This window comes from Kibdelosporangium philippinense, from assembly GCF_021390435.2.
GTDB classification, from domain to species: domain Bacteria; phylum Actinomycetota; class Actinomycetes; order Mycobacteriales; family Pseudonocardiaceae; genus Kibdelosporangium; species Kibdelosporangium philippinense.
In genome coordinates, this window is record NZ_JAJVCN010000005.1 from 485,896 (window position 1) to 509,016 (window position 23,121).

Sequence of the window (23,121 nt, forward strand, 5' to 3'; positions counted from 1 at the left end):
ATGCTATCGCCACGGGGCAGCGACACGGCCCGCGACCCAACCGGTACCCGACCGGGCGAGGCGGATAACCGCAAGACATAATGCGTCGCGTGACAACAGCTACGCCTTCGATCAGCCAGCGCGTGCACTCGCTGAACCGGCCGAACATGGTCAGTGTGGGCACCATCGTGTGGCTGTCCAGTGAGCTGATGTTCTTCGCCGGGCTGTTCGCCATGTTCTTCACGGTGAAGGCGCAGAACTCCACCGGTCACTGGCCGCCCCCACTTCATCCCGGCGGCGAGCCGATCCACCTGGACCTGCCGTTCGCCACGCCGTTCACGGCGATCCTGATCCTCTCGTCGGTCACCTGCCAGCTCGGTGTGTTCGCCGCCGAGAAGGGCGACGTGTTCGGCCTGCGGCGCTGGTACACGCTGACTCTGGTGATGGGCGCGGTCTTCGTCGCCGGCCAGGGCATCGAGTACTTCAAGCTGATCCAGGAGGGCGTGACCATCCCGTCCGGCGGGTTCGGCACGGTCTTCTACCTCACCACAGGCTTCCACGGTCTGCACGTGATCGGCGGTCTGATCGCGTTCGTCTACCTGCTGATCCGCACCCGGATGAGCAAGTTCACGCCCGCGCAGGCCACCGCCGCGATCGTGGTCTCGTACTACTGGCACTTCGTCGACATCGTGTGGATCGGGCTTTTCGCCGTCATCTACATCGTTCCCTGATCGACGCATCACCAACCCGAACTGACTTCTCCAGCAAGGTTGCCCATCACCATGACGAGTAAGAAGGCGGAAGCCGCCGGGGAGAGCAAGGCGGCGCGTAAAAAAGCCCGCTCCTCCAAGCGGCGCCGGCGGATCTCCGGCCTGCTTGCCCTGGCTTTCGCGTTGATCGGCGTCGGCGGCCTGTACGCGGGGCTCGCCCCTGAGCCGCAGACAGCGATCGCCGCGCAGGATCCGGCGCTGGTCCGCAAGGGCGAGCAGATCTACAACAACACCTGCATCAGCTGCCACGGTGATGGCGGCCAGGGCGTGAAGGACCGCGGCCCGAGCCTGATCGGCATCGGTGAGGCCGCGGTGTACTTCCAGACCTCGACCGGCCGGATGCCGATGGCCGCGCAGACCGCGCAGGCCGAGCGCAAGCCACCGAAGCTGTCGCCCGAGGAGATCGACGCGGTCATCGCGTACATCGAGTCGAAGGGCGCTGGCGGCCCGAAGCTGCCGGAGGAGCACGGCCAGCAGCTGCGTGGGGACAACCCGGCGCGCGGTGGCGAGCTGTTCCGGATGAACTGCGCCTCTTGCCACAACTTCACCGGCCGTGGTGGTGCCTTGTCGTCCGGCAAGTTCGCGCCCGAACTCGACCCGGCGACCGAGGAGCAGCTGTACGCGGCGATGCTGTCCGGTCCGCAGAACATGCCGAAGTTCTCCGACCGCCAGCTCTCGCCGGAGGAGAAGAAGGACATCATCGCGTACGTCAAGTCGGTGACCGACGGGAACAACAACCCAGGTGGCGCGCCACTGGGTGGGCTCGGACCACAGTCTGAGGGCCTGATCGCGTTCATCGTGGGGATGGCTGCGCTGATTGGCATCACGTTGTGGATCGGAGCCAAGTCGTGAGCGAGCAGAACAAAGAAGGCCTGCCGACCGAGGCCGAGCTCGCCGATATGGACCGTGACCAGCTGCTGAAGCTGGGCGGCAAGCTCGACGACGTCGAACTGGTCGAGTACACCGACCCGTGGCCGGTCAAGGGCACCAAGGCGGAGAAGCGCGCCGAGCGCGCCGTCGCCGCCTGGTTCACCCTCGCCGGGATCGCCGGTCTCGCGTTCATCGGCGTGTTCCTGTGGTGGCCGTGGCACTACGCACCGGCCAACACCGACGGTCACCTGCTGTACCTGCTGTACACGCCGTTGCTCGGCCTGACCCTCGGTCTGTCGATCCTCGGCGTGGGTGTCGGCGTGGTCATGTACGCCAAGAAGTTCCTGCCCCACGAGGTCGCGGTGCAGCAGCGGCACGAGGGTCGCTCGACCGAGCTCGATCGGCAGACCTTCGTGGCGCACCTTGCCGACGCCGGTGACCGCAGCACGATCGCCCGCCGCTCGATCATCAAGCGTTCGGCGCTGTTCGGCGCGGGTGCGTTCGGACTGGCCACGGCCGCGTTGCCGCTGGGCAGCCTGATCCACAACCCGCACAAGGACTCGACCAACGAGAACGGCCTGTGGCACACCGGCTGGCTGGCGCCCGACGGCGAGCGCGTGTTCCTGCGCCGCGACACCGGTGACGCGCACGCACTCGAGCTGGTCAAGCCGGAGGACCTGGACGCGGGCGCGATGGAGACGGTGTTCCCGTTCCACGCCCCGAAGAACGCGTCCGGCGGTGTGGACTACGCCAAGCTGGAAGGCATGCTGGCCGGTACCGAGCGGGTCGACGAGCACGAGCTGGTCGAGGCACTGCGCCGCTCGGACAACCCGGTGATGCTCATCCGCCTGCGTCCCGAGGACGCCAAGCGGGTGGTCAAGCACCAGGGCCAGGAAGACTTCAACTTCGGCGACTACTACGCGTACACGAAGATCTGCAGCCACCTCGGCTGCCCGACTTCGCTGTACGAGCAGCGGACCAACCGGATCCTGTGCCCCTGCCACCAGTCGCAGTTCGACGCGTTGCAGTACGCCAAGCCGATCTTCGGGCCGGCCACGCGCAAGCTGGCGCAGCTGCCCATCGAGGTTGACGCGGAAACGGGTTACCTTTATGCCCGACACGACTTCAACGAGGCTGTCGGACCGGCCTTCTGGGAGCGTAAGTCATGAGCGGTCTCACCACGCCAACCAAACAGGCCAACCCGGCGGCCAAGATCGCCGCCGCGGCTGGCAACTGGGCCGATGACCGGCTGCACGCGGCCGGTGGCCTGCGCAAGCAGCTGAACAAGGTCTTCCCGACGCACTGGTCGTTCCTGCTCGGTGAAGTGGCGCTGTACAGCTTCATCGTGCTGCTGCTCTCGGGTACGTACCTCGCGCTGTTCTTCGACCCGTCGATGCAGCACGTCGAGTACCAGGGCGCGTTCACCAACCTGCGTGGTCTTGGCATGTCGCGGGCCTACGAGACGGCGCTGAACCTGTCGTTCGAGGTGCGGGGCGGTCTGTTCGTCCGCCAGGTGCACCACTGGGCGGCGCTGCTGTTCATGGCCGCGATCGTGCTGCACATGTTCCGCGTGTTCTTCACCGGCGCGTTCCGTCGCCCGCGTGAGACGAACTGGGTCATCGGCATCCTGCTGTTCATGCTCGGCGCCATCGAGGGCTTCGCGGGCTACTCGCTGCCGGACGACCTGCTCTCCGGTGCGGGCCTGCGGATCATGTCGGGACTCATTCTCTCGCTGCCGGTGATCGGCACCTGGGTGAACTGGCTGCTGTTCCGGGGTGAGTTCCCCGGTGAAGAAGTCATCCCGATGCTCTACACCGCGCACATCCTGCTGGTGCCCGCGATCCTGCTCGGCCTTGTCGCCGTGCACGTCGGCCTGGTCTGGTACCAGAAGCACACGCAGTTCCCCGGTGTCATGCGGACCGAGAAGAACGTCATCGGTGTCCGGATCATGCCGTACTTCTCGCTGAAGGGCGGCGGCTTCTTCGCCATCGTCGTCGGTGTGATCGCGCTGCTCGGTGGCCTTTTCCAGATCAACCCGATCTGGAACTTCGGCCCGTTCAACCCGGCGCACATCTCCGCGGGAACCGTGCCCGACTGGTACATGGGCTGGACGGACGGTCTGATCCGGTTGTGGCCCGCGTGGGAGATCTACCTCGGGGACTACATGATCCCGGCGGCGTTCTTCCCGTTCATGCTCGGTCTGCCGTTGCTGACCGGTATCGCGGCGGTGTACCCGTGGATCGAGCGGAAGTTCACAAAGGACTACGCGCACCACAACCTGTTGCAGCGTCCGCGTGACGTGCCGGTCCGCACCTCGCTGGGTGCCATGGCCATCACGTACTTCATGGTCGCGCTGCTGTCGGCCGCGAACGACGTGCTTGCGGAGAAGTTCGACATCTCGCTGAACGCGACGACCTGGATGGGCCGGATCGGCCTGCTGGTCCTGCCGCCGCTGGCGTACTTCATCACCTACCGGATCTGCCTCGGCCTGCAGCACGCCGACCGTGAGGTCCTGGCGCACGGTGTGGAGACCGGCATCATCAAGCGGCTGCCGCACGGTGAGTTCATCGAGCTGCACCAGCCGCTCGGCCCGGTCGACGACCACGGCCACCCGATCCCGCTCGCCTACCAAGGCGCGGCGGTGCCGAAGAAGATGAACAAGCTCGGCTCCGCCGGACGTCCGGTCAAGGGAACACTGCTCAGTCCGGACCCGGTCGAAGAGACCAGGGCGCTGGAGTCGGCCCGTGCCGCACAGCACAACGGGCACGGCAACGGTCACGGCAACGGTCACGCCCCAGGTGGCGGCGGCCCCGCCGAGTGACCTGAGATCCCAAAGAACCCCCTCCCGATGCCGGGAGGGGGTTCTTTGCTGCTCACCCCTCGTGAGTGGTTATGCGTGTTCTAACCCTGCTAACCACTCACGAGGTCTGACCAGGGGTGATTCCCGGGAGAAGTCCTGTCTTAATCGGGACCTACGTCCCTGTGGCCCAGGTATTCGCGGTGAACAGAATGGAAACCGGGGACCAGGGGAGGCGCCGTGAGCGGACTGACCACACCGACAAAGGGAACAAACCGGGCCGCGAAAGGCGCGGCCGCGGCAGGCAACTGGGCCGACGACCGGCTGCACGCTGCCGGTGGTCTGCGACGCCAGTTGAACAAGGTGTTTCCGACGCACTGGTCGTTCCTGCTCGGTGAAGTGGCGTTGTACAGCTTCATCGTGCTCCTGCTTTCCGGGACCTACCTGGCTCTGTTCTTCGATCCGTCGATGCAGCACGTGGAGTACCAAGGGGCCTTCGCGAACCTGCGTGGCGTCGGGATGTCCCGGGCGTACGAGTCCGCGTTGAACATTTCCTTCGAGGTACGCGGCGGCTTGTTCGTCCGCCAGGTGCACCACTGGGCCGCGTTGCTGTTCATGGCTGCCCTGGTACTGCACATGTTCCGGACGTTCTTCACCGGCGCGTTCCGGCGGCCGCGTGAGGCGAACTGGGTGATCGGGATCCTGATCTTCGCGATCGGCACGGTCGAAGGCCTGACGGGGTACTCGCTGCCGGACGATCTGCTGTCCGGCGCGGGAATCCGGGTGACGTCCGGGCTGATCATGTCGATCCCGGTGATCGGCACCTGGCTGAACTGGCTGCTGTTCCGTGGCGAATTCCCTGGCGAGGAGTTCATCCCGTTCATCTACACGGCCCACATCCTGATCATTCCCGGCATCCTGCTCGCGTTGATCGCGGTGCACGTCGGCCTGGTCTGGTACCAGAAGCACACCCAGTTCCCAGGGCACCTGCGCAAGGAGTCCAATGTGGTCGGTGTGCGGATCATGCCGTACTTCTCGTTGAAGGGCGGCGGTTTCTTCGCGATCGTGGTCGGCGTGATCGCGTTGTTGGGTGGCTTGTTCCAGATCAACCCGATCTGGAACTTCGGGCCGTTCAACACCGCGCACATTTCGGCAGGGATCGTGCCCGACTGGTACATGGCGTGGACGGACGGATTGGTCCGGCTGTGGCCAGCGTGGGAGATCTCGTTCTGGGACTACACGATCCCGGCCGCGTTCTTCCCGTTCGTCCTCGGGCTGCCGTTGCTTGTCGGGCTGGCCGCGGTCTATCCGTGGATCGAGCGGAAGTTCACCAAGGATTACGCGCACCACAACCTGTTGCAGCGACCGAGGGACGTGCCGGTCCGGACTTCGTTGGGCGCCATGGCGATCACGTACTTCATGGTGATGCTGCTGTCCGCGGCGAACGACGTGTTCGCGGAGAAATTCGACATCTCCCTGAACGCGACCACGTGGATGGGCCGGATCGGGCTGCTTGTGTTGCCGCCGTTGGCGTATTTCATCACCTACCGGATCTGTCTCGGCTTGCAGCATTCGGATCGTGAGGTGCTGGCGCACGGTGTGGAGACCGGGATCATCAAACGGTTGCCGCACGGCGAGTTCATCGAGGTGCACCAGCCGCTCAGCGACCGCCCCTTGGCCTATCAAGGCACGGCTGTGCCGAAGAAGATGAACAAGCTCGGCTCAGCGGGACGGCCCGTGGCGGGAACATTGCTGGCCCCAGATCCCATTGAGGAGACCAAGGCCCTCGAAGCGGCCCGCGCGACCGACCGCGAACCCTGACAATCCCCTGGTCCACCCTCGTGAGTGGTTATGCGTGTTCTAACACTGATAACCACTCACGACAGAACCTGGGCACGCCATTGGCCCGCGATCGCTTCCGATGTTCCCGCCTCAGGGCTGGACCACCACGCATTTCCCCAGGTCAGGTGTGGGACCTAGGTCCCTAGGTGCCGGTGTCCACCGTGGACAGAATCGGGCCTGTGGGTGGAGTGACGACGCCAGCGAAGCCACAGAGCCGACTGGCGAAAATGGGCAACTGGGCGGACGACCGGTTGCACGGCGCGAGTTGGCTGCGGCTGCAGATGAACAAGGTCTTCCCGACGCACTGGTCGTTCCTGCTCGGTGAAGTGGCGTTGTACAGCTTCATCGTGCTGCTGTTGTCCGGAACCTATCTGGCGTTGTTCTTCGATCCGTCGATGCAGCACGTGGAGTACCAGGGTGCGTTCACGAACCTGCGTGGCGTCGGGATGTCCCGGGCGTACGAGTCAGCGTTGAACATCTCCTTCGACGTGCGCGGCGGCTTGTTCGTCCGCCAGATTCACCACTGGGCCGCGCTGCTTTTCGTGGCATCGACCGTGCTGCACACGTTCCGGGTTTTCTTCACCGGTGGGTTCCGGCGGCCGCGTGAGGCGAACTGGGTGATCGGCATGGTCATCCTCATGCTCGCCGTGATCGAAGGCCTCACCGGCTACTCCCTGCCCGACGACCTGCTCTCCGGCGCGGGCATCAGGGTCACGTCCGGGCTGATCTTGTCCATTCCGGTCATCGGGACCTGGGTGAACGCCTTGCTGTTCCGTGGCGAATTCCCTGGCGACGAGTTCATCCCGTTCATCTACTCCGCGCACATCCTGATCGTCCCCGCGCTTCTGCTCGGGCTGATCACCGTGCACCTGGCGCTTGTCTGGTACCAGAAACACACCCAGTTCCCAGGCGTGCGGCGCAAAGAGTCCAATGTGGTCGGTGTGCGGATCATGCCGTACTTCGCGCTGAAAGCCGGGGCGTTCTTCGTGATCGTGGTCGCGGTGTGCGCGTTGCTCGGTGGCCTGTTCCAGATCAACCCGATCTGGAACTTCGGGCCGTTCAACACCGCGCACATCTCCGCGGGCATCGCGCCGGACTGGTACATGGCGTGGACGGACGGCCTGGTGCGGCTGTGGCCCGCGTGGGAGATCTACCTCGGTGACTACATGATCCCGGCGGCGTTCTGGCCGTTCATTCTCGGCCTGCCGCTGCTCACCGGCGTCGCTTCGTTCTGGCCGTGGATCGAGCGAAGGTTCACCAAAGACGACGCGCACCACAACCTGTTGCAGCGTCCACGGGACGTGCCGGTCCGCACTTCGCTTGGCATGATGGCGATCACGTACTTCATGGTGATGCTGTTGGCCGGGGCGAACGATGTCATCGCGGTCAAGTTCCACATCTCGTTGAACGCCACGATGTGGATGGGCCGGATCGGCCTGCTTGTGTTGCCGCCCTTGGTGTACTTCATCACCTACCGGATCTGCCTTGGTTTGCAGCACTCCGACCGTGACGTCCTGGAACACGGTATCGAGACCGGCATCATCAAACGGTTGCCGCACGGCGAGTTCATCGAGGTGCACCAGCCGCTCAGCGACCGTCCGCTGACGTATCAAGGCGCGGCCGTGCCGAAGAAAATGAACAAACTCGGCGCGGCGGGCCGGCCGGTGAAAGGCGCCTTGCTCACCCCGGACCCTCCCGAGGAAATCAAGGCGCCCAACAACTAGTCCGCGTCTTCTGAGCCGATCGAGAAGGCGGCTTCGGTGTCCTGGCTGGAGTAGGACCGGAACGCGATGTGCGTGTCGGTCGCGACCACACCGGGGATCTTGCTGATCCGGCCGGGAATCAGCTCTGCGAGGTCCTCGTGCTTCGGCACGCCCATGATCGCGATCAGGTCGACGTCACCGGCGCACGAGTACACCTCGGTGACGCCGGGGACGTCGGCGATTGCCTGCGCGGTCTCGGGAATGCTGTCCGCATTCACCTGGATCATCACGATCGCCTTGATCACGGGTGTCCTCCCTGGATCTGCTGTGCCTGGCACAGAGACTAGACCGCGACGTGACCAGTGGTGACGTCGATGTGCCCTGGCACGTCGTCGTGTTGATCACCCACGGACAACGTCCCGGTCGGCTCGACCAGCAGGACCGACGCGCCAAGCTTGGCCGACGGCTTGTGGAACGTGCCGCGCGGAACGACGAATACCTGCCCCTGGCGCAGCGTTACGGTCCGTTCTCCGGCGTCCTCGCGCAGCCCGATTTCGATCTCACCGGCCAGGACCAGGAAGAACTCGTCGGTGTCTTCGTGCACGTGCCAGACGTGCTCGCCAGCGAACTTGGCGATCCGCACGTCGTAGTTGTTGATGTACGCGATGATCCGCGGGCTCCAAGGCGTCTCGAAGCTCTCCAGTGCGGTGGTCAGGTCGATCGGATTCATGCCCACGATCCTGCTACCTGGTGTTTTGCCGCCGTGAGTGCTAGGAATCGCATATGCCGAAAGAATCCTCGCACCGGGTCGTGGTGATCGTCGACGAGGGCTCGAACCCGTTCGAACTCGGCGTCGCCACCGAACTGTTCGGCCTCAGGCGGCCAGAACTGGACCGGGACTGGTACACGTTCACGCTCTGCGCGGCGGACCCCAGCGTGCCGATGCATCTTGGAATGTTCACGATGACCGGCATCGCGGGCCTTGAGGCGGTGGACGAGGCGGACACCGTGATCGTCCCGAACCGCCCAGATCCGTTGGACAAGCCCGGTCCCGCGGTCCTGTCGGCGATCTCTCGCGCGGCGGACCGTGGCGCCCGGTTGGTCAGCTTCTGCACGGGGACTTTCGCATTGGCCGCCGCGGGTGTCCTGGATGGACGCCGCGCGACCACACATTGGCAGTGGGCGGACGAATTCGTGGCACGGTACCCGTCTGTCCATCTTGAACCCGACGTGCTTTTCATCGATGACGGCAATGTTCTGACCGCGGCAGGCAGCGCGGCCGCTTTGGACCTCGGTTTGCACCTGATCCACCGCGATCATGGGGCGGAGGTTGCCAACGCGGTGAGCCGCAGGCTCGTGTTCACCGGCCGCCGGGACGGTGGCCAGCGGCAGTTCGTCGAGCGCCCGGTTCCGGAGGTCCCGGACACGTCACTGGCGCCTGTCCTGGAATGGGCGCGCTCGCAGCTGGATCAGCCGTTGACCGTGGCTGACCTGGCGTCCCACGCGGCTACCAGCCAGGCGACCTTGCATCGCCGGTTCCGTACCGAACTCGGCACAACACCGTTGGCATGGCTGACCAGTGAACGCATTTCGTTGGCCTGCCGGCTGATTGAGCGCGGCGAGCTGCGGTTGGAGCTGGTAGCCAGGGAAAGCGGGTTCGGCACATCCGCCAACCTGCGGATACAACTGCGGCGGCACACGGGGTTGACTCCCTCCGCGTACCGCCGCAGGTTCGGCCCGGTCTAGCGCTCGTCGTACTTCACCAGGACGCGCAGCGCCGGTGCGGTCGGCGAGCCGCAGTGGTGATCGATATCGGCGGCGAAGCGGGTCACGTTGCCGTCCGCGGTGCGCTCAAGTTCCTGGATGTCGACGGTGGCGTAGTCGTCTCCGCAGGAGAGAGCCCCGGAGCGGCCTCCGGCGATCACCCTGATACCGACACCGGTCGGGTTCTCGCCGATCGAGCGGACGTTCTCGTATCTCCCGGTCGTCAGTTGGTCGCCGGGGCTGAGCTCGACCCGCATCCACTCGAAGCCGTCGGCGCTTTCGCCGTCGAGGTTGAGCAGCCCGTCGTACTGGAAGACGTTCACGTTGTACCAGGTGTCGGGCTGGATGTACGTGGGAAACGCACCTTGTTCGGTGCTGAAGGTGAAGGCACCCACCGAGTCCTGTGCTGCGGCCGAAGCTGCCCCGAATGTCAACAAACCCCCAGCGGCCAGCGCGAAAGCGCGCGCGATGATGCGCACTGAAACCCCCTCATATTTTGTTGGTGATCGCAGGCTATCGAGTTCATTCCAGCTGCGGTCCGCCCCAAGCTGATTCCGCGCGCTTCAGCCATTGCTGCCAGCTCGCCGCCGAAGCCGCCGGGACCGTCCAAGGAGATGTGGACTGGACCATCCGCGTGCCGGGCTTCTCAAGCCAACGCAGGACTGCCCCGACCTCTTCGTGCGGCGCGCCGTACAGCGGGCCGTCTGACGGGATGACGGTCTCTGCGGACGACACAAGCATCTCGACGACCGGCATGGGCGATACGCCGCGTGGAGCGTTGCCTGCCGACGCGAGCCTGCCGTGCCGGACCACAGCGAAGTCCCAGCCTCCGGTGCCGTCTGGTCGTGCCGCGACGAGCTCGCTGATCGAGGCGAGCGCCGCGAGGCGTTGACTGCGGTCAAGCGTGCGCACGAGCACAGCCAGCCGGTCGCGCCCCTCGGCGGCCTGTTCGAAACGCTGCGCTTCCGACAACTGCATCAACCGCGCGGCCGCACGCCACAAAGCGTCCACACGGTGTCCCGCGACCAAACCGCGCACTGCCTCCACATACGGCTGGTACTCGTGGACGCTCTGGTGCCCAGCGCACGGCGCCCCGCAGCGGCCAATCTCTGCCAACAGACACGGCGTGCCCTTCGGGGACCGTGCAGGGATGCGCTGGGTGCACGGCCGTATGCCCGTGCCCTCCTGCAACGCGGTCGCTGCGCCTTCGGCAGAGCGGTGCGACCGGAACGGCCCTAGCGAGCCGTCACGGGGTGTGCGGACAACCGACAGCCTCGGGAACGCCTCGTCTGTCAGGGTGAGCCACCACGCTTGGTGCTTGTTGCGAGAGCGCCGGTTGTAGGTCGGCTTGTGCGCAGCGAGCAGACGTAACTCCCGGACCTCTGCCTCGAGGGCGTGCGAACAGGTCACGGAGTCGACGCGGACCGCGAGGCCGACCATCTCACGCAGGCGACGACGCGTCTCACTGGCCGTGAAGTACTGACGGACGCGGCGGCGCAGGTTGGACGCGGTGCCGACATACAACACCTCGTCACGCGGTCCCCTGAACATGTACACGCCTGGCTCGCTCGGCAGGTCCGCGGCGAGTGTGCGTTTGCGGCGCTGCTCGGGTGTGACCTCGGGTATGTAGTCGAGCAGCTCTTCCAGCGACTGCACGCCGACGGACCCGAGGCGTTCGAGCAATGCGTGCAGCACGTCAACGGTCGCTCGTGCGTCAGCCAGCGCGCGGTGAATAGGCGTCGTACTCGCGCGGAACAATTGGGCCAAGGCGGACAGACGGCAACTCGGCGCCTCTTCCCGGCTCAGCACACGCCTCGCGAGACGCGCCGTGCACACGACTGCGGGGCGCGGCCAGTGGTAGCCGTACCGTCGGCACGCGGCCTTCAGGAAGCTGACGTCGAAGCCCGAGTTGTGCGCGACCAGCACAGCCCCGGCGGCGAATTCGAGGAAGGCGGGCAGCACCTCGATCAGCGGCGGCGCCTGGTAGACCATCGCGTTGGTGATGCCGGTAAGCGCCACGATCTCCTGCGGGATACCCCGGCCAGGGTCGACAAGCGTGGCGAACTCGCCGATCACCTCGCCGCCGCGGATCTTGACCGCGCCGATCTCCGTGACCGAGTCCTGCTCCGCGCTGCCACCGGTGGTCTCCAGGTCGAAGACCACGAACGTGGTGGTCCGCAACGGCGTGCCGAGTTCGTCGAACGACAGCTGCGTAGTCATCGCGCGGGAGACTAGAGCCGCCCACCGACAGTTTTGGATGGCGGCGGGTTGACCGGCGCTTTTGGCCGCGCGCGACACCATGTGGGCAAACCGGAACCCATCGCGTCAATTTTGCCTGAGCCAACTAACCTGGAGAGATGGCGCCGCGCGAAGAGGACGAGACCGACGAGCCGATGGACGAGCTCGCCGAGACGTCCGAGCTTGACTGGGACGGCATCCCCGATGCCGTGCGGTCCCGTCTTGCCGAAATAGGTGCCGAAGCGATCAGCGGCCTCAACCGCGTGGACATCCCCCAGCAGCTCAGAGCGGTGGCGAAGTTCGCGCCGGCCAAGCGTGCCCGCTTGGGCGGCGCCTCAATCATGGCGGCCCTGCGCAACTCGAACAGCTTCCGTACCGCGGTGGTCGAATGGTGCCGCGAGCACCGCCCCGGCGCGCTCGAAGTAAGCGGCGCCGAACCCGTCTCAGCCGCCGCGGCCGCAGTGCTGTTGGGCGACGAGACGGCCGTGCACTACATCGAGCTGGTCTCCCGTCGCGCGGGCGACGCCGTCCTGCGCGCCGAACGTGACGCCGCCCTGACCAGAGCCGACCGCCTGGAGAACGAACTCAAGCAAACCAGGGGAGAGCTGGAGGTCGTCCAAGGCGCGGCCGACCTGATCAGAGCCGACGCGGAAATAGAGCTCGACCGCCTCCGCAAGCGTTTGCGCGAGCAAGGCGTGAAGCTGCGGGAAGCGAAAGACGCGGCAGCGGCGGCGATGGACGAGATGGAACGCCTCCGCCAAGAAGTAGCGGCCCAAATAGCCGACCTGACAAGCCAGCGGGACAGAGAACGCGAACGCGCGGAAACAGATCGAAAGAAGGCCCGCCGAGCGGAAGCTGACGCCGAAGTAGCCCGCCAATCAGCCCGCGAAGCCCGCCAAGCCGACGAAGTCCGCCTGGCCCTTCTAGTGGACACATTGGACGGAGCAGTCACCGGCCTCCGCCGCGAACTCGCCCTCGGCGGCGGCGGTCCCCGCCCCGCCGACCTCGTCCGCGGCGCCACAGCCGCGCAGGGAACCGTCGGCCGCGTCGAGGACCCGGCTGCATTGGACCGCCTGCTCGCGTTGCCTTCCGTGCACCTGGTGGTGGACGGTTACAACGTCACGAAGACGGGCTACCCGGACCTGCCCCTAGCTGACCAACGCGAGCGCCTGACCCACCAACTGTCAGCCCTCGCGGCACGAACCTCAGCCGAGGTGACGCTCGTGTTCGATGGCGCTGGTGTTGTCGCCGTTCCCGCGGCCGCACCTCGCGGGGTTCGTGTGCTCTTCAGCGACCCCGGAGTTCTGGCCGACGACGTCATCCGCGCGTTGGTCGCCGCCGAGCCCGAAGGCCGCCCGGTGGTCGTCGTAACCTCGGACCGCGCCGTGGCTGATTCAGTCCGTCGCCGCGGCGCCCACCCAGTGCCCTCAGCCGTACTCCTCTCCCGCCTCGGCCGCGTCTAACCCAAACCCACGCCCCAACCCACCCCCGCGGCCATCCCTCAAGCCCGCGTCCACCGTTGCGGCACACCGAGTTGACCGTTGCGGCACACCGTGTCCACCGTTCCGGAACACCGTGTCCGCCATTCCTGCACACCGTGTCGACCGTTCCGGCACACCGTGTCCACCGTTCCGGAACACCGTGTCCGCCATTCCTGCACACCGTGTCGACCGTTCCGGCAGCCCTTGTCGACCCGCTCCGGGATCTCGTGTCCACCCCGCCATCTCCTCGCTCTCCCCTCCTTACATCCGACCTCTTTCCGATCCCTCTTCTCTCCAATTTCCCCACTACCTCGCGCTTCCTCCATCTGAACCCCTGCATGTTGACTGACTGAAAAGGTTTCCATACAGTCGGCTTTGGCTATACATCCGATCTTTTGGGTCAACTCAGTGTGGAGTGCGGATGGATATCTCTCGTCGGGGGCTTCTTGGCGGCGCGATCGCTGGGACGATGCTTGGGGCATTGCCCGCGGCTCACGCCCAGCAGCAGCCGGGGATCGACTGGCTGAGTTTCCTCAGCACCTGCGACATGGTGTGGCAGCGCATACCGCGTGCTTGGTACGAGGGGCCGTTTCTGGGCAATGGGTTTCTGGCTGCGGCGGTCTATCGGGAGCCTGGGGCGAACGCTGTCCGCATCACGGTTGACCACAGTCAGGTCCAGGACCATCGGCCGCAGTTCGGCAACGAGTGGGGAGTCGCGCGCCTGCCTGTCGGCAAGCTTCTGCTCACGCCCAAAGGCGCGATCACTGGCGTCGACATGCGGCTTGACCTGTGGAATGCCGAGCTCGTCGGCACCATCAACACCGACAGGGGTGACCTCAAGATCCGGCTGTTCGTGCACGCCGAAACCGACATCCTCAGCCTGGAGGTCGACGGCGACCACACGCTCGTCTTCGAACCGGCCGAAGCGCTGAGCCCGAGGACCATCCGCGAACCGCCGCCCGCGAACTTCCCGCGCAACCCGAAGCCGGTGACGAAGGCCGAACGTGACCTCACAGTCGTCGTCCAGCCGATGATCGCCGGTGGGCAGACGGCCACCGCGTACCGCAAGCGCGGCAACACTTTGCTGCTGTCGGTCAAGCATTCGTATCCCAACACGACAGCCGAGAAGCAAGTCAGGGACATCGTCCGGTACGCCCCGCCCGAGCGCTTGCTCAGGCAGCAGCATCAGAGCTGGTGGCACGCCTTCTACCAGAAGAGCTTTCTGTCCATTCCGGACGAACTGCTGCAGAGCTTCTACTGGATCCAGCTCTACAAGCTTGCTTCGGCCTCCCGGCACAGTGGTCCGATCATGGCGACGACCGGACCGTGGATCGAGCCGACCCCGTGGCCGTCGCTCTGGAACAACCTCAACGTCCAGCTCGAATACTGGCTGGCGTACGGCTCCAACCATCTCGAACTCGACCCGATCCCACGCACCATCAAGGCCACCCAGAGGATCCTGATCGACGCGCTGCGGCCGCAGTTCCGCGGTGATTCGATGGGCGTAAGGCGTAGCACCGACGCGCAGTTCGACGACGCCGGGTTTGTCGGCGCCCCAGGGTTTTCCGCGGACCCGGAAATCGGGAACCTGCCGTGGATCCTGCACAACGTGTGGCTGCACTACCGGCACAGCATGGACCCCAAGGTCCTGGACATCCTGTTCCCGACGCTGCGCCGCGCGATGAACTACTACCTGCATTTCCTGTCCACGGGGATGGATGGCAGGCTGCATCTCGCGCCGACCTTCTCGCCGGAATACGGCAGCGCGCCGGATTGCAACTTCGACCTCGCGTTGATTCGGTGGAGTTGCCAGACGCTTCTGGCGATCAAGCCGGATGATCCGCTCGCGCCCAAATGGCGTGAGGTGCTGAGCGAACTTGTCGACTATCCGGTTGACGCCAAGGGGTTCATGGTCGGCACCGGTGTGCCGTTCGCCAAGTCGCACCGGCATTACTCGCACATGCTCGCGGTATACCCGTTGTACTTGGTCAGTGCGGAATCTGGACATCGCGAGTTGATTGAGAAGTCGCTCAACCACTGGATCAGCTTCGAAGGCGCGTTGCGCGGGTACAGCTTCACCGGCGCGTCCTCGATCTGCGCGGGCCTCGGTCACGGTGACGACGCGCTGAAGTACCTCAGGGAGTTCGTCGCCCGGTTCGCCCAAGCCAACACGATGTACTTCGAAGCCGGTCCGGTCATCGAGACACCGCTGTCCGGCGCGCAGTCGTTGCACGACATGCTGTGCCAGAGCTGGGGCGGGGTGATCCGGATCTTCCCCGCAGTGCCGGGCACTTGGCGTGATGTGGCATTGCAGGACTTTCTGGCCGAGGGTGCCTTCTTGGTTACGGCGTCCAAAAAGGATGGCAGAACCGAGTTCGTCAAGATACGCGGCCTCGCCGGGCAACCCCTGAAGCTCAGGACCGGCATTCAGAATCCCGACGTCCGTGGTGCGCGGAAGTGGCATCGTGAAGCGGACGGCACCCTGGTGATCGAGTTCGATCACGAGGTTCTTGTCCACGAAAAGGGCCGGACACCCGACCTGGCCATTGGGCCCGTGCCGATCAGCACTCCGGCCAAGCCATGGGGACTGCCCGCTCTCCCGAACCAACCGACCCTCACGGTCGACCTCGCGGCCGTGCTCAACAATGACGGCCTCACCAACGAGTTCCAGATGAACGACGGCGACTTCGACGGCGCGGGCAACACGTACCCGGCCGCGCAGCTCCCACAAACGGGCTATGTGGAGGACGACGGGATCCCGTTCGAGTTCGTCAACGGCAACGAAGGCGCCGCGAACAACATCGTCCCCATCGGACAGACGATCCCGCTGCCACCCGGCAAGTACCCAACCATGCACTTGCTCGCCGCCAGCGACAACGGCAACACCACCACAACGCTGACTGTCACCTACACTGACGGCGCCGCCCAGGTTCCGTTGCAGATCACCGACTGGCGCACACCGCCGGCGTACGGCGAAACAGAAGCCTTGCGTACCAGGCAAATGCACACCCGCAACGGGACCGCTGAGACCAGGCTCACCATCTTCCACCAGAAACTGCAACTCGACCCGGCGCGTGACCTTGTCTCGATCACGTTGCCAGCGGCCACCAAACCCAGGCCGCACATTTTCGCGATCACGCTCCAGAAACAGTAAAGGAACCTCCGCCGCACCCTGCCGAAGGAGGAACAGATGACCATCAACAGGCGCAGCGCGCTGGCGCTGGGCGCGGGCGCGGTCGGCGCCCTCACCATGGGGACTTCAACCGCGTCGGCCGCTGCCTGGCAGCTCAGGTGGAGCCCGGATCCGGCCAGGGATGGCCTGAACGCGTTCGAAGGGCTGGAAGACGACCGGGCCAGGTCACACCCGGGTACGAAACACATCTACGTCGAAGGCGACCACTGGCGCTTCGACATGCACACCCGCGACCGGGACGGATCGGACCGGCAACGCAACGAGTGCAAGGGAATGCGTCAGAACGGCACAATACTGAAGATCAACAAGGACACCACCTGGCGACTGTCCTATCAGGCGTTCTGGCCGAGCTCGCTCACCGCGACCACCCGGTTCACACACATCATGCAGATGAAGGTGCAAGACGTCGGCGGTCCACTATGGACGTTGACACCACGGCAGAAGAGCAAGCCGACGCTGACCGTACTGACCCTGAAGGATGACGATTCCAACACCGAGCACATCCTCGGCGACTATGCGCCACTGCAGAACAAGTGGCTCGACATCGAATTCGAGTTCAAGGCCTCGAACAGCGGTCGGCACTTCGGCGACTGCCTTGGGTCTGCCGAGGCGTCCTGGGTACACGGTCCGAGACTTGTGGCAGCCCAAGGACTTTCAGACCGCAGGTGAGATCTCGGCGATGGTCCCGGCGCACGGCACGGTTGTCTACCGAGTATCCACTAAGAACTGGCTGCACGCACAGCCTTTGGTGAGTGCGGGTTTGACGCTTGGCGAGTCCACACCGGGCATTCCGGCGAAGATCACGCCTGTTGGCCAGGCATTCGAAGCGACTGTCACGGCAACGAACCACGCGGTAGTGCCAGTGATAAACCCGCGCGTCCGGCTGACCGTGCCAAGTGGTTGGCGGGTGGAAGGCGTTTCAAGGCAGCAGAAATGGGTACTGAGAACCGGCGAGTCGGTCTCCGGGCGATGGCGGATCTGGCCAGCGGAAACCGGAAAACCCGAGTTGATCAGCTCTGTGGACTTCGGCGACGTCAGCATCACCGGCACGACCGAGCTGATCGTCCCACCGGAGATACCGCGCGGCACGTCCGCACTCGGCGATGTCCGCTCAGCCTGGGAAAGCGGCGGCTACGGTCCCGTCGAACGGGACATGTCCAACGGTGGCTGGCAACCTGGCGACGGAAAACCATTGACCATCAACGGAAACGTCTATACCAAGGGCATGGGCGCGCACGCGCCGACCCAGATGGTCTACTACCTTGGCGGCAAGTGCTTGGCGGTGGCATCGATCGTCGGCATCGACGACGACCGCAACGACGCTAACAAGGTGGGGTCCGCGTCCTTCGAGATCTGGGCCGACGGAACCAAGGTCGCCGACAGCGGCATCCGGACCTGGCAGGACGACCCGACCAGTATTTCCGCAGCGCTCACAGGTGCGACATACATGCGGCTGGTGGTCACCGACGGCGGCGACACCTACAGCTACGACCGAGGAGACTGGGCCAACCTCACGGGAATGGCCCGAGGCGCAAGGAACCCACCAGCTTGGCCGAGCTTTTCGGCTGAGAGAACCGGTTGCTCCCACTGTCCCAGGAGGACGGTGGGAGCAGCCGTGCAGGGTTATTCAGAAGGTTCGCAGCCACACGGCCGTGTCCGGCGGCAAGTGGTCGCCCTGAAGTGGTCCGCTGGCCAGGATGATCGATTCGTGCCGGGGCAGCGGCACCGGTTCGGCCGACAAGTTCACCATGCACGTGAACCCTGGGTCACGGCTGAACGCGACCACATCGGCCAGTGACACGACCCAGCTCATCTCACCGTCGCCCAGCGCCGGCTCGTCCCGACGGATGTGCAAAGCCTTGCGGTACAACGACAGCATCGAGTCCGGATCGGCTGCCTCAGCCTCGGCGGTGTACGCCGCCCAGTCCTGCGGCTGCGGCAACCAGGTGCCGCCGGTACCGAACGAGAACGGCGGTTTCGTGCCGCCCCAAGGGATCGGTACTCGGCAACCGTCACGACCGGGGTCCGCGTGCTTGGTCCGCTCGAACACCGGATCCTGCCGTAGCTCGTCGGGGATGTCCTCGATCTCCCACAAGCCCAGTTCTTCGCCCTGGTAGACGTAAACCCCGCCAGGCAAGGCCATGGTGAGCAAAGCGGCCGCACGTGCCCTCCGGGTCCCGAGATCACGGTCGACCGGAGTGCCATGCCGACGATCGGCGAACTCGAAACCTGTGTCACCAGAACGGCCATACCGGGTCACGTGCCGCGTTACGTCGTGATTGGACAGTACCCAGGTCGGCGGTGCGCCGACCAACGAGTGCGAGTCCATACTGGACTGGATAACCTCCCGCAGGCGCTTGGCTTCCCACGGGCAGGACAGGAAATCGAAGTTGAATGCCGAGTGCATCTCGTCCGGCCGTAAGTAGCGCGCGAACCGGATCGGGTCAGGCAACCACATCTCGCCGACGAAGATCCGCTCACCGGGATACGAGTCCGAGATCTTGCGCCAGGCCCGATAAACCTCGTGTACACCGTCCATATCGGAGAACGGCAGCGGGCCAACGGTCAGGCCGTTCACATCGGGCAGTGCCGGGTCCTTGATCAGTCCGTCGGCGACGTCGATCCGGAACCCGTCGATACCCCGGTCGAACCAGAACTTCAGGATATCGATGAACTCCGCGTGCACCTCGGGGCTCGTCCAGTTGAAGTCCGGCTGGCGGGAGCTGTAGAGGTGCAGGAACCATTCGCCGTCCGCCACGCGTGTCCAAGCTGGACCGCCGAACCGTGACTGCCAGTCGTTCGGCGGCAGTTCACCGTTCTCGCCACGGCCGGGCCGGAACCAAAACCGTTCCCGCTCAGGCGATCCCGGTCCCGCCGCCAGAGCGGCCTTGAACCACGGGTGTTCGTCCGAGGCGTGGTTCGGCACGATGTCGATGATGATCCGGATGCCGAGCTCGTGCGCCTCGGCGATCAGCAGCTCGGCCTCGGCGAGCGTGCCGAAGGTCGGCTCGATGTCACGGAAGTCCGAGACGTCGTAGCCGCCGTCGTCCATTGGGGACGGATACCATGGGCAGAACCAGATCGCGTCGATCCCAAGGTCCGCCAGGTAAGGCAGGTGCGCGCGGACACCGGCGAGGTCACCGATCCCGTCGCCGTTGCCGTCGGCGAAACTGCGGATGTACACCTGGTAGATCGCCGCATCACGCCACCAAGCCGTTGGCGTGTCCGGAGATATTTCATTCGTAACGGACACGGTTGGGTTCCTCCCTGTGAGTTACGACGCTCAGCCCTTGACGCTGCCTGCGGTCAGGCCGGCCAGGATGTGACGCTGGAAGAACAGGAACAGCAGCACCATCGGGATGCTGGCCAGCAAGAGACCGGCGAGCAGGATGTTGAGCGGCATGTCGATCTCCATCCGCTGCAGTGCCACCGACAACGTCTGTTTCGTCGGGTCGGGGAACACCAGCAGTGGCCAGATGAAGTCCTTCCACGCCGCCACGATGGCAAGGATCGACACAACGGCGAGGATCGGCTTGGAGATCGGCAGCACGATCCGCCAGAGGATGCGGATCTGGCTCGCCCCGTCGAGCACCGCCGCTTCGAGCAGCTCACCGGGGATCTGGTCGAAGAACCGCTTCAACAGATAGATGTTGAACGCGTTCGCCGCTGCAGGGAACCAGATCGCGGTCGGCGAGTTGATCAAGTTGACGCCGAAGATCGGCAAATCGGTGATGGTGACGTACGTCGGCACAAGCAACGCCGACGCGGGCACCATCAGGGTGGCCAGCATCAGGGCCAGGATCTTGTTGCCCAGCACCGGACGCAGCTTCGACAACGCGTACGCGGCCGGAACGTCGACGGCGAGCTGGATCAGCCATGCGCCAACGGCCACGAGCACGGTGTTGCCGAAGTAGGTGAGCAGGTTCAACCGTTCCCATGACTCGCCCCACACCTCCGGATGCCATTGGTCGGGCACCATCGTGGGTGGCGTGCGGACAAGCTCGGCCGGGTCCTTCATCGCGCCGGTGATGGCCCAGTACAAGGGAAAGATGAACGCCAGCAGGAACAACAGCATGACGATGGTGAAGATCGTCCAGTAGATCGCTTTGCCACGGCCGCTGCGCAGCTGTGTCGGCGAGACCAGGGTACGCATCAGTCCTCACTCCTCGTCCTGGTCAGCCGCAGGTAAAACCCCGAGAAGATGGCCAGGGCAATGAGCAGCAACAAGCTCATCGCACTTGCCGAGCCGAAGTCGTTGTACGTGAACGCATACCGGTACAACAGCAACAGCACAGTGACCGTGGATTCCTCCGGGCCGCCGCCGGTCATCACGTACGGCTCGGTGAACACCTGCATCGTCGCCACGACCTGCAGCAGCAACAACACCAGCAGAACGAACTTGGTCTGCGGGATCGTCACGTGCCACAACCGTTTGAACAGCCCGGCACCGTCCAATTCGGCCGATTCGTAGAGCTCGCCGGGAATCGTCTGCAACGCGGCCAAGTAGATCAACGTGGTCGAGCCCATATTGGCCCATGTGGACACGATGACCAACGAAACCATTGCCGTACTGGACGAATCCAGCCACGAACTCTCCGGCAGACCGACCGCGCCGAGCGCCGCGTTGGCCAGACCCGGACCCGGGTTGTAGATCCACTTCCAGAGCATCGCCACGACCACCGGCGGCAACATCACCGGCAGGTACACCGCGACCCGGAAGAAAGCCTTGGCGTGCCGCAGTTCGTTGAGCAGGACCGCGGTCACGAACGGCACCGCGAACCCGAGCACCAACGCGATGACGGTGAACTCCAACGTGTTCAGCCACGCGGTGGCGAACAGCGGGTCGGCGAACAGCCGCTCGAAGTTGTCGAACCCCACCCACTTGGGCGGATCGACGAAGTTGACCTCCTGGAAGGACAACAGGATCCCGCGCACGATCGGGTACCAGGAGAACAACGCGAAGACCACCAGCGCGGCGGCCAGCAACCCGTACGCCGTCAGGTTGTCGTTGACCTTGCGCCGCAGCCTGGAGACGCCAACGGGCGGTGCCTCGGCAGGCCACAAAGGACCTACCGAGGCTGGTGCCTCACTTGACTTGAGCGAGGGCACTGTTGACTTTGGCTTCCGCGTCGGACAGCAGCTGGTCGATGTTGGCGTCCTTGTTGGTCAGCACACCCTGCATCACGTTGTCCAGCACGGCGTAGACCTGCTGGGCGTTCGGCGGCTCCAGGTTGCCCTTGAGCGTGGTGTTGCCCGCCAGATAGGACGCGAAGTTCTTCTCGGGCACGTTGGCGTACTTGGTCTTCAGTTCGGCCTGCTTGGCCCTGGTGTCACCGGTGTAGATGTCCGGCGTCGGGATGGCGGGCAGGCCGATCGGCTGCTGCTCGGCCACGTACTGGTTGATCCGCTGCTCGATCCGGTTGGGGTCGAGGTACTTCCAGTCGATCCACTTCAGACCGGCCTTGATCTTCTCCGGCGTGGCCTTCGGGTTGATCATGTAGCCCTCGCCGCCGAGCAGCGTGCCAGTGCCGGGCAGCGCGCCGATCCCGTAATCCTCGTAGCGGCCCTTGAACTCCTTGACCACCACCGGGATGTTGTCCGGCGCGGCCAGGTACATCCCCAGCTGACCAGCGCCCATCAGCCGCTGGGCGTCGGTGACCTCGAGCAGTTGCTTGTCGCCCATGGTGTTGTCGGTCCAGCGCATGTCCTTCAACAGCTGCAAGGCCTGCTTGACCTTGGCGTTGTTGAAGTCGGCTGTCCACTTCTCGCCGTCCTGCCGCGCGATCTGGCTGCCCATGGCGTACGCCCAGGTCACCAGGTGCCAGCCGCCCTGGTTGTTCTTGGAAAGGTCGGCGAAGCCGATGGTTCCGTTGCCAAGCGCGGAGATCTTCTTCGCCGCGTCGCGGACCTGGTCCCACGAAGTCGGCGGCTTGTCCGGGTCGAGTCCCGCCTTGGTGAACAGCGTTCGGTTGTACAGCAGGCCCATCGAGTAGTTGGCGGTCGGCAGGCCGTAGATCTTGCCGCCTTTGTCCTTGAAGATGTCCAGCAGCGCGGGTTGCAGCTGCTTGACCACCGGCATGTCCTTGATGTGCTCGGTGATGTCCGCGGCCTGCCTGCGGGCGATGATGTTGGCAGGGTCGGTGAAGTAGACGTAGTAGACGTCCTCGAGCTGGCCACCGGCCAGCTTGGCCGAGAAGGTCTTGGGGTCCATGAACCCCTCGTGCGGCACGATGTCGATGTCCGGGTTGAGCTTCTCGAACTCCGCCACGTCCGCGTCGAAGATCTTGCGTTCGATCGCCTGGCTGCTCGGCGGTTGCCCGGTGACGGTGATGGCGACCTTGCCACCGGGTGCCGGCTGATTCGATGACTCGCTCCCGCAGGCCGACAGGCCTAATGCCGTGACGGCGACTAAGAGTGTCGCCCTGCGGGTGAGGGTTCTCTGCATGGCAAGCGCCCCATCTCAGCTATCCAACGACGCTGTGTG

At 64.8% G+C, this 23,121-nt stretch carries 18 protein-coding genes and 1 pseudogene; 11 read left to right on the top strand and 8 right to left on the bottom strand.

The genetic code is table 11. The features are described from left to right. Positions 1 to 80 precede the first annotated feature (80 nt). The 6 genes from ctaE to qcrB (LWC34_RS55495) all read left to right on the top strand — a co-directional run bounded on the left by ctaE (position 81) and on the right by qcrB (LWC34_RS55495) (position 7,982). On the top strand, positions 81 to 710 hold the full coding sequence (ctaE, locus tag LWC34_RS55470) for an aa3-type cytochrome oxidase subunit III (protein ID WP_233734823.1): 630 nt from the start codon (positions 81 to 83) through the stop codon (positions 708 to 710). Positions 711 to 761: 51 nt separating this feature from the next. Next, on the top strand, positions 762 to 1,601 hold the full coding sequence (qcrC, locus tag LWC34_RS55475; RefSeq protein WP_233734825.1) for a cytochrome bc1 complex diheme cytochrome c subunit: 840 nt from the start codon (positions 762 to 764) through the stop codon (positions 1,599 to 1,601). 47 nt (positions 1,602 to 1,648) lie between these two features. After that, positions 1,649 to 2,788, top strand: a complete 1,140-nt coding sequence (qcrA, locus tag LWC34_RS55480; RefSeq protein ID WP_233735032.1) for a cytochrome bc1 complex Rieske iron-sulfur subunit — start codon at positions 1,649 to 1,651, stop codon at positions 2,786 to 2,788. Beyond that, positions 2,785 to 4,440 carry a cytochrome bc1 complex cytochrome b subunit gene (qcrB, locus tag LWC34_RS55485; protein WP_233734827.1) on the top strand — a complete coding sequence of 552 codons (1,656 nt, stop codon included), beginning with the start codon at positions 2,785 to 2,787 and terminating at the stop codon, positions 4,438 to 4,440. Before qcrA ends, qcrB (LWC34_RS55485) begins: the two co-directional genes overlap by 4 nt. Before the next feature lie 216 nt (positions 4,441 to 4,656). Next, positions 4,657 to 6,237: a cytochrome bc1 complex cytochrome b subunit gene (qcrB, locus tag LWC34_RS55490; protein ID WP_308200321.1), complete on the top strand. Its 1,581-nt coding sequence runs from the start codon at positions 4,657 to 4,659 to the stop codon at positions 6,235 to 6,237. A 200-nt stretch (positions 6,238 to 6,437) separates the two neighbouring features. Then, the gene (qcrB, locus tag LWC34_RS55495; protein ID WP_372496867.1) at positions 6,438 to 7,982 is read left to right on the top strand and encodes a cytochrome bc1 complex cytochrome b subunit; all 1,545 of its coding nucleotides are present in this window, start codon (positions 6,438 to 6,440) and stop codon (positions 7,980 to 7,982) included. Here the strand turns inward: qcrB (LWC34_RS55495) and LWC34_RS55500 are convergent. Together LWC34_RS55500 and LWC34_RS55505 are read right to left on the bottom strand one after the other, a co-directional pair. Beyond that, positions 7,979 to 8,266, bottom strand: a complete 288-nt coding sequence (locus LWC34_RS55500) for an Lrp/AsnC family transcriptional regulator (RefSeq protein ID WP_233734829.1) — start codon at positions 8,264 to 8,266, stop codon at positions 7,979 to 7,981. The two genes, qcrB (LWC34_RS55495) and LWC34_RS55500, sit on opposite strands and share 4 nt — an antisense overlap. A 38-nt stretch (positions 8,267 to 8,304) precedes the next feature. Further along, a complete protein-coding gene (locus tag LWC34_RS55505; protein ID WP_233734831.1) occupies positions 8,305 to 8,691 on the bottom strand; it encodes a cupin domain-containing protein in 387 nt (128 codons plus the stop codon). Between the two features lie 53 nt (positions 8,692 to 8,744). Here LWC34_RS55505 and LWC34_RS55510 point away from each other — a divergent pair, with 53 nt between their 5' ends. Then, positions 8,745 to 9,707: a helix-turn-helix domain-containing protein gene (locus LWC34_RS55510; protein WP_233734833.1), complete on the top strand. Its 963-nt coding sequence runs from the start codon at positions 8,745 to 8,747 to the stop codon at positions 9,705 to 9,707. On the opposite strand, the gene LWC34_RS55515 is transcribed toward LWC34_RS55510, so the two are convergent. Together LWC34_RS55515 and LWC34_RS55520 are read right to left on the bottom strand one after the other, a co-directional pair. Continuing rightward, a complete protein-coding gene (locus LWC34_RS55515; protein WP_233734835.1) occupies positions 9,704 to 10,204 on the bottom strand; it encodes a hypothetical protein in 501 nt (166 codons plus the stop codon). The two genes, LWC34_RS55510 and LWC34_RS55515, sit on opposite strands and share 4 nt — an antisense overlap. A 43-nt stretch (positions 10,205 to 10,247) precedes the next feature. Continuing rightward, the gene (locus LWC34_RS55520) at positions 10,248 to 11,945 is read right to left on the bottom strand and encodes a DEDD exonuclease domain-containing protein (protein ID WP_233734837.1); all 1,698 of its coding nucleotides are present in this window, start codon (positions 11,943 to 11,945) and stop codon (positions 10,248 to 10,250) included. A gap of 137 nt (positions 11,946 to 12,082) precedes the next feature. Between LWC34_RS55520 and LWC34_RS55525 the strand changes: the two genes are divergently transcribed. From LWC34_RS55525 to LWC34_RS55540, 4 genes and pseudogenes are all read left to right on the top strand, one after another. Beyond that, a complete protein-coding gene (locus tag LWC34_RS55525; RefSeq protein WP_372496868.1) occupies positions 12,083 to 13,426 on the top strand; it encodes an NYN domain-containing protein in 1,344 nt (447 codons plus the stop codon). 439 nt (positions 13,427 to 13,865) lie between these two features. Further along, a complete protein-coding gene (locus LWC34_RS55530; protein WP_233734839.1) occupies positions 13,866 to 16,598 on the top strand; it encodes a beta-sandwich domain-containing protein in 2,733 nt (910 codons plus the stop codon). A gap of 36 nt (positions 16,599 to 16,634) precedes the next feature. Then, positions 16,635 to 17,306, top strand: a complete 672-nt coding sequence (locus LWC34_RS55535) for a hypothetical protein (protein WP_233734840.1) — start codon at positions 16,635 to 16,637, stop codon at positions 17,304 to 17,306. Further along, positions 17,233 to 18,135 (top strand): annotated as a pseudogene (locus LWC34_RS55540) (NPCBM/NEW2 domain-containing protein); the annotation flags it as partial. The gene LWC34_RS55535 and the pseudogene LWC34_RS55540, both read left to right, overlap by 74 nt. 129 nt (positions 18,136 to 18,264) lie before the next feature. On the opposite strand, the gene LWC34_RS55545 reads toward LWC34_RS55540, so the two are convergent. The 4 genes from LWC34_RS55545 to LWC34_RS55560 are packed head-to-tail and all read right to left on the bottom strand — an operon-like array spanning position 18,265 to position 23,082. Then, entirely contained in the window at positions 18,265 to 19,890 is a 1,626-nt protein-coding gene (locus LWC34_RS55545) for a glycoside hydrolase family 13 protein (RefSeq protein WP_233734842.1), read from the bottom strand. A 30-nt stretch (positions 19,891 to 19,920) separates the two neighbouring features. After that, a complete protein-coding gene (locus LWC34_RS55550; RefSeq protein WP_233734844.1) occupies positions 19,921 to 20,790 on the bottom strand; it encodes a carbohydrate ABC transporter permease in 870 nt (289 codons plus the stop codon). Then, a complete protein-coding gene (locus tag LWC34_RS55555) occupies positions 20,790 to 21,701 on the bottom strand; it encodes a carbohydrate ABC transporter permease (RefSeq protein WP_233734846.1) in 912 nt (303 codons plus the stop codon). Before LWC34_RS55555 ends, LWC34_RS55550 begins: the two co-directional genes overlap by 1 nt. A gap of 22 nt (positions 21,702 to 21,723) precedes the next feature. Continuing rightward, positions 21,724 to 23,082: an ABC transporter substrate-binding protein gene (locus LWC34_RS55560; RefSeq protein WP_233734847.1), complete on the bottom strand. Its 1,359-nt coding sequence runs from the start codon at positions 23,080 to 23,082 to the stop codon at positions 21,724 to 21,726. Positions 23,083 to 23,121: the final 39 nt, after the last annotated feature.